Below are 2,133 nucleotides of genomic sequence, written 5' to 3'. Positions count from 1 at the left end.
AAATAATAATGATAATTTATTAATTATTATTAATTATGCATTCTTGTATAAAGTTTATTTAAAATAGTGCTATAATCAAGGCAAAAATTTTTATAAAAAGGAGACAAAATGAATTTACGAAGCATTTTGGTAAAAGTTTCAGCAACGATTGCTGCGGTTCTGGCGGTATCTATGATATGTTTTGTCGTGTATACATCAAATATTTTAGAGCGTGAGATAAAAGATGGTGTGCTTACTACGGTAGAGCAAAATGTAGAGCTTGCTATGAATACGGTTAAATTATTTGAAAAAGATAATGTAAGTAGTGCAGAGCTGATAATGAGTGTTTTTAAAGAGATGATTGGAAAAATTTCAACTAATCACCAGATGAGCAAGACTGACAAATACGAAGCGATAGAACTAATATCTCAAAATGGTATTTTAAACAATAACTACGATATTCTAGATAAATTTAATAACGCTACAAAAGGCGGAATTTCAACCATTTTTGCAAAATCAGGTGATAATTTTTTAAGAGTTAGTACATCGGTGACGAAGGCTGATGGTAGTAGAGCTGTTGGTACGATGATTGACAAAAACGGTCAAGCCTATAAAAATATCATGAATAAAGAGAGGTATGTAGGTGTTGTAAATTTATTTGGACGCAACTATATGAGTATTTATGATCCTATTATTGAAAATAACGAGGTAATAGGAATTTTATTTGTTGGTTATGATCCTACCGAGGGATTAAACAATATGAAAAAGACTTTTTCTGAGATGAAACTTGGTAAGCATGGATATTTTTCTCTTTACAATACTAAAACTGGTAAATTTGACTTTCATCCAACCAAGGCAAATCAAGAGCTAAGTAGTGAATTACAAACTACTATGGATAATATTGTTAAAAAAGGAAAGGGTATTGAGCCTATTATAATTGATGGGGTTGACTGCATAGTTGCTTTTGAGTCATTTGATAAACTAGACTGGATGGTTTTAGGTTCAGCTGTTACTGATGATTTTTTAACACCACTAAAAGTAGTTAGTAAAAATTTCATCATAGCAAGCACCATAGTTACCTTACTTTTGATAGCTGTTTCTATGTTCTTGCTTAAGAAGATGGTTGCAAATCCTATTGATAGACTAGGAACAAATTTAAACGCGATAACATCTGATTTTACAATTAAAATTCCTATTTATGGTAAAGACGAGATAGCTAAGATAAGTAAAGATATAAATGATTTTATTGAAAGAATAAGGGTATTAATAAGTGATACAAAGCACCTTTCAAGTGAAAATAGCTCCGTTGCGAATGAGCTTAGTTCCACATCTCTTCAGACAGGCAAACGTGTAGAAAAATCAACTGAAATAGTAGAAGAGACAAATCAAAGATGTAAAGTAATGCAAGAAAATATGAAAGAATCTTTAGCAGTAGCTCAAGCTGGCAAAGATGACCTTCAAAAAGCAAGCACACATATAAAAACGGCAACTGAAGCCATAAGATCACTATCAGCGCAGATTATTGACTCTGCTAATGTAGAAAATCAAATGGCTGATAAGATCGATCAGCTTAGCCGTGATGCCGAGCAGGTAAAATCGGTCCTTGTTGTTATCAATGATATAGCTGATCAGACAAATTTGCTTGCACTTAATGCCGCTATCGAGGCTGCAAGAGCAGGTGAGCATGGACGCGGTTTTGCCGTTGTTGCTGATGAAGTTAGACAGCTAGCTGAGAGAACTCAAAAGAGTTTAACTGAGATAAATGCTACTATTAACGTCATTGTCCAAGCGATCAATGATAGTAGCGAGCAAATGGGTATCAACTCTAAACAGATCCAAGAGCTAACTCACGTGGCAAGCGACGTTGAAAAAACTATAAATGTTATGAGTGAGACGATGAATAACGCCATAGCAATGTCTGATAAGACTATGCAAGACTACATCGCAACTGGCAAAAATGTAAATGAAATCATGGAAGGCATCTCAAATATCAACCAAATTTCATCAGAAAATGCTAGAAGTGTCGAAGAGATAGCTTCAGCGGCAGAACATCTAAATAAGATGACAGATGCATTAAATTCAAAACTTAGTGTCTTTAGGACTTAAGAACCTACCTCTAAAACCAATATTTTTTAGGTCTAGCTCTTGCTAGAC

The 2,133-nt window shown here is 33.9% G+C and carries 2 pseudogenes; both read left to right on the top strand.

Annotated elements, in window-relative coordinates:
* Window positions 1–108: 108 nt before the first annotated feature.
* Window positions 109–1,005, top strand: a pseudogene (locus F3H01_RS09755) (Cache 3/Cache 2 fusion domain-containing protein); the annotation flags it as partial.
* A 27-nt stretch (window positions 1,006–1,032) separates the two neighbouring features.
* Window positions 1,033–2,085: pseudogene (locus tag F3H01_RS09750) on the top strand (methyl-accepting chemotaxis protein); the annotation flags it as partial.
* Window positions 2,086–2,133: the final 48 nt, after the last annotated feature.

Origin of the sequence: Campylobacter concisus, assembly GCF_902460875.1 — a bacterium.
In the GTDB taxonomy this organism is placed as follows: domain Bacteria; phylum Campylobacterota; class Campylobacteria; order Campylobacterales; family Campylobacteraceae; genus Campylobacter_A; species Campylobacter_A concisus_AA.
The sequence above is the reverse complement of the archived record's forward strand: the minus strand, read 5'-3'. Positions and strand labels throughout refer to the sequence as shown.